Genomic DNA, 4,735 nt, shown 5'->3' with positions numbered 1-4,735 from the left:
CTCCCAGAGGGAGAGGGGGGCTAGGGATTGAGGCGGCGAGCTTTCCCTTGCAATTCGGTAGCGACTTTTAGGCCGGCGGTTTGTCCGGCCAGGGATCCGTCAGGTCGGCGGCCAGGGGATCCCAGTCCCAGCCCCAGTCGCGGGCGATGGCCTGCGTAAGGCCCAACTGGCCAGAGCCCGGGTAGCGGGCCAGGGCTAGCAGGAGATCCACCAGTTGCTCGCCAGTGGGGGTGCAGCCAAAGATGTGCAGTCCATCTCGGATCTGGGATTCCTTGAGCTCGCAGAGGTAGCCATCGAGGCGGCCCCAGTCTTCTTCCTTATCCAGGTTGAACTGCAGGTCGAGGTGCTCTCGGCAGGCAAGCTCCTGGATCTGGGCGCGGATCAGCGGGCAGCGCCCAGGATCCATCTGCTGGGCCTCGTAGTACTCGTCCATCAGCCGCTCCAGTTCCGCCAAGGGCCCGTAGAGCTCGGCACGGGTTAAGGGCGGGGTGAGGTGGTCGAGGATGACAGCCTGAGCCCGCCGCTTGGCCTGGGATCCCTCGCCAGGATCGTTGACGATGAAGGGGTAGAAGTGGGGCAGAGGCCCCAAGGCTATTTCTGGGTAGCAGGTGGCCGAAAGGGCGGATCCCTTGCCAGGCAGCCACTCCAGGTTGCCGTGCTTGCCCACATGCACCACTGCCTGCACGCCAAACACTTGCCGCAGCCACAGGTAAAAGGCGAGGTACTCGTGGGGCGGCGCCAGATCCGGGGCATGGTAGTTCAAAGAGGGATCCTGGTCGTAGCCCCGCGGCGGCTGGATGCCGACAAAAACATGCTCCAACTGCAGGCCGACAATGGGGATGTCGTGGACGGGCGGATCCCCCCACTGCCGCACCAGATCCTCTTGGACAGCGGCAGGCAACTGGGCAAACCACTCCCGGTAGAGGGCAGCCGGCAGCACCTGCCGCGCCGGGCGTAGGGATCCCAGCGGATCATAGGTTTGGCCCTGGGTTAGCCAGCGGATGAGCTCATCTCCGCTCTGGGGCAGTGGACAGGCGCGGTAGTCGGCTTCCGCCAGGGCCTTGAGGATCTCGACACAGCTTGCCGGTGTATCCAACCCTACCCCATTGGCCAGCCGTCCATCCCGGCTGGGGTAGTTGGCCAAAATCAAGGCTAGACGGCGCTGGTTGGCAGGAGTGCGCCGCAGCTTTACCCAGTTGGCCGCCAGCTCGGCTACAAACGCCACCCGATCCGGCACAGCCTCATAGGCCATGATCTCCGTCTGCAGGCGGGGATCCCACTGTTGAACCGTCTTGAACGAGATGGCGCGGCTGAGGATGCGGCCGTCCACCTCCGGCAGCACCACGTTCATGGCCAGATCCCGCGCCCCCAAGCCCCGAGTGGAGTTCTCCCAGCGCTCCCGCGACCCACTGCTCAAGACCACCTGCACAACCGGCACATCCAGCTCCTGCCAGAGACGGACATCGGGCTGCTCGCTCTCCAGGCGGGCCAGGGAAAAGCTGGTGGTGTTCAACAAAAGTTCAATTTGGCCGCCGAAGTGCTCCCGGATGGCCTGCGGCAAGTCCGGCTCCTGCAGGCCATAGGTGTACAGACACAGCGGCTGCAACCCCCGCTCCTGCAGGGCGTTGGCCAGGGCATCTATTGGCTGCGTATTCCCCGCCAAAACATGGGCCCGGTAGAGCAGGATCCCTACCTTGGGGGCGTGGGGATCCCTGAGGGGGGATAGGGGGGGATGGTAGATCCCCAGCCGGGGCAGCACCTGCGGCTCTGGCACGGCGTACTCCTGTCCCAGAAACTCCCTGGCCAAGAATTTCAAGCAAGCCGCCACATTGGCTGCCCCTCCTTCCAGCCAGTACTGCCACACCCGGTCTGCTACTGTCAGGGGCACGGTGGAGTGGCTAACCAAATCCCAATCGGGGCGGTCATCCCCAGGGATCACAATCAGGGTGGCTCCCGCTGCTGCCGCTACCTCTTTGGCCACCTCCAGACCATAGCTCCAGTAGGCCCTTCCCCCCAACAGGCGCAGGAGCACCACCTGAGCTTGCCGCAACACCTTCTCGGCGTAGTCGTCGATGCTGAGAGGCTGTTGCAACTGCAAGAGGTTAGCCGCCCGCACCGCCGGGAAATCAGCCGGCAGCAGGCGCATGGCTGCGCTCAAGGCCGTCAGATCCGTGTCGGCTGCCGACAGGACAACGATGGGCGCAGGATCCTGCTCCAGGAAAATGACCCCACCTTGGGAAGGATCCCATCCCCCCGGCAAAGCAGCTATCCGATGCATAGAGCCAGCGCCAGGCGCCCCGCCATCTCCTTGAGACTACCCAGAAGGATAGCTTGGTAGCCCCGCACTTGCGTGGGGAGCGGAAAAGCCTGTAATTGCCAAGGGTATACTTGCCGAAAAGGCGTACCGTTCCCAGGCCAGCAGCTAATCACGGTGAAAAACCCGACTGGTGCAGGCGTCCGAGACGCGAGAGGACGCCGTCCTGCTGAGGCGAGCAGGGCTTTTCCTGAGGGGACTGTCTAGAGGCGTCTTGACAGCGCCTGTTTGAACTACGTGAGAACCCTACGCCTTGAGGCGGTGGGGGTGTCAATCTAACGGCCGTACTTGAGCACAAAGACATCTTTCAGACCAGCATGGGGCTCTCCGGCGAGGGATCCCCAGGTTACACCTACCACCCCGAGGGTGCCCTCTTGGTCTAGCGCCATGGCCTGAATCCAGTCGAAGTCGGCGCTGCCGAACTGGTGGCGCCAGAGCTCGCCGCCGTTGGTATCGTAGAGGCGGACAAAGGCATCGCTGCGACTTGCAGGGATCCCCTGGGTGGATCCTGCCACCCAGACCCTTCCGAGCCTATCCACGGCAATGGCCAGAGGGCGCTCCCCTTGCGCGCCGTCCCATTGGCGGCTCCAGAGCTCGTTGCCGTAGGGATCATACTGCCGCACAAAGACACTGTACCCCTGGAGCAAGGCCTGGCCAGCAGGAGCCTCTTGGGTATAGCCCGCCACCCAAACATTTCCCTCCTCTCCCACAGCGATGGCAAGAGTGCCGTCGCCCCCTTTGTTGGAAAACTGGCGCAGCCAAACCTGGTTGCCGCTGGGATCATACTGGCCGACAAAGCTGCCAGCCCTTGTGCGGTCGCGGACGAATCCGGCTATCCAGAGATTTCCTGCCCCATCGGCGGCCAGGGCAGTGACCTGGGCCCCTAGCTCGCGGACCCAGAGCGGTTTGCCGTCAGCGTTGTATTGGCGCACAAAGCTCTTGCCTCCGCTATTTCCGGCTACCCAGACATTGCCCTTGCCATCCACGGCAATGGCAGTGACCTGGTCAGGCTCAGCACCGCCCAACTGCTGCGTCCAGAGCTCCCGACCCTGGGGATCGTGCTTACGCAGGAAGATGTCTTTTGCGCCGGCATTGCTGTAGCCAGGGAAAGCGCCGTAGGTCACTCCTGCCACCCAGGTGTTCCCTCTCCTGTCCACTGCCACCGCCACAACTTCGTCTAAAGCAGGGGTGCCCAACTGCCGTGTCCAGAGCTCTCGGCCCCAGGCATTGTACTTGCGCAAGAAACCATCGCCACCCCCTGCCGAGCTTTGGCCCAAAAAGCTTCCCTCCGTTACCCCCGCCACCCAAATATTTCCCTTTCCATCAATTGCGATGGCGCGAGCCTCGTCAGAGGAAGGGGTGCCAAACTGACGCAGCCAAGGGCTGGGACTACAGCCAAAACCTAAACCGAAAAAAGCTAAGACACCCAGAACTGCTCTAGCCAGTGCCTGTCTCCTGCTCATAGGCCCTCTTTTGGGGGGCACTGGGCAAAGCATAGCAAGGGCTCTCCCCGGCTATCGCGAGGGATAAGCCCCCGCCTCTTCTCCAGCAGCAGCACAGGATCCCTAGGCAACCTGAGGCATTGCTTCAGGGCTGGCCAGGCGCGGCGAAAACTGCAGCGCTGCCTGCACAAAGGCCTGAAACAGGCGAAAATGCTCAGCCTCTTCAAAGGTGAACTCGGGGTGCCACTGCACGGCAATAGCCCAGGGATGGGTTTCGTGCTCGATGGCCTCGATGAGCTCGTCGGGAGAACAGGCAGCCAAACGCCAGCCCGCCGGCACCCCCCAAACAGCCTGGTGGTGCCAAGAGACTACGGAGATTGCGTCGACGCCGACAATTTGCTGCAGGCGGGTGGAGCGGATGAGGCTGACGCTGTGGCGAACGGGCTTGCGATCGGCGGGGTTGAAATGATCCAGCTCGTCGTACACGTCGGGCACATGGGGGATCAGCTTGCCGCCGCTGACCACGTTCAGCAACTGCATCCCTCGACAAATGCCCAAGACCGGGATCCCTTGGGCCAGCGCGGCTGCCGCCAAGGCCATCTCAAAGCGATCCCGCTCGGCGCTGACGTGACGCACCTGGGGATGTTGGGGATCCTCTCCGTAGGTGCTGGGGCAAAGGTCGCCGCCTCCTGTCAACACCAGCCCATCTACCGCAGCCAGCAGCGCTTGTGGCTCACTTTCGCCTGGGGGAAAAAGAACGGGGATCCCGCCAGCAGCGCGAAGGGCATCCACATAGCGGCCCGGCGCCACAAAATCTCCCTGGCCGTTGCGGCTGGGGGTAGTAACGCCGATGAGGGGCCGATTTACAAAAGAGGGTGTCCGCTTCATTCCTCTACACTACATTGACAACAAAGCTGAGAAAGTACCGCTCGCCACCATAAACCTTGACAACTCTGGCTGACTGGGGGCAACCGGTATA

3 protein-coding genes are annotated in these 4,735 nt (G+C 62.7%); all 3 read right to left on the bottom strand.

The features are described from left to right. Positions 1-67: 67 nt before the first annotated feature. A complete protein-coding gene (gene cobN, locus NW841_RS11895; protein WP_414386551.1) occupies positions 68-2,278 on the bottom strand; it encodes a cobaltochelatase subunit CobN in 2,211 nt (736 codons plus the stop codon). 311 nt (positions 2,279-2,589) lie between these two features. After that, positions 2,590-3,777 (bottom strand): SBBP repeat-containing protein, encoded by a 1,188-nt coding sequence (locus NW841_RS11890; protein ID WP_414386549.1) that lies wholly within the window; start codon positions 3,775-3,777, stop codon positions 2,590-2,592. Between the two features lie 102 nt (positions 3,778-3,879). Beyond that, positions 3,880-4,644 (bottom strand): gamma-glutamyl-gamma-aminobutyrate hydrolase family protein, encoded by a 765-nt coding sequence (locus NW841_RS11885; RefSeq protein ID WP_414364354.1) that lies wholly within the window; start codon positions 4,642-4,644, stop codon positions 3,880-3,882. Positions 4,645-4,735: the final 91 nt, after the last annotated feature.

Source organism: Synechococcus sp. H60.3 (assembly GCF_047462295.1).
GTDB lineage: Bacteria > Cyanobacteriota > Cyanobacteriia > Thermostichales > Thermostichaceae > Thermostichus.
Note: the sequence above shows the minus strand (reverse complement) of the source record. Positions and strands in the feature narration are given on the sequence as shown.

Bases quoted from the DNA above. Each gene is read 5' to 3' on its own strand.
- cobN (WP_414386551.1), bottom strand. From the start codon at position 2,278: ATGCATCGGATAGCTGCTTTGCCGGGGGGATGGGATCCTTCCCAAGGT.
- NW841_RS11885 (WP_414364354.1), bottom strand. From the start codon at position 4,644: ATGAAGCGGACACCCTCTTTTGTAAATCGGCCCCTCATCGGCGTTACT.
- NW841_RS11890 (WP_414386549.1), bottom strand. From the start codon at position 3,777: ATGAGCAGGAGACAGGCACTGGCTAGAGCAGTTCTGGGTGTCTTAGCT.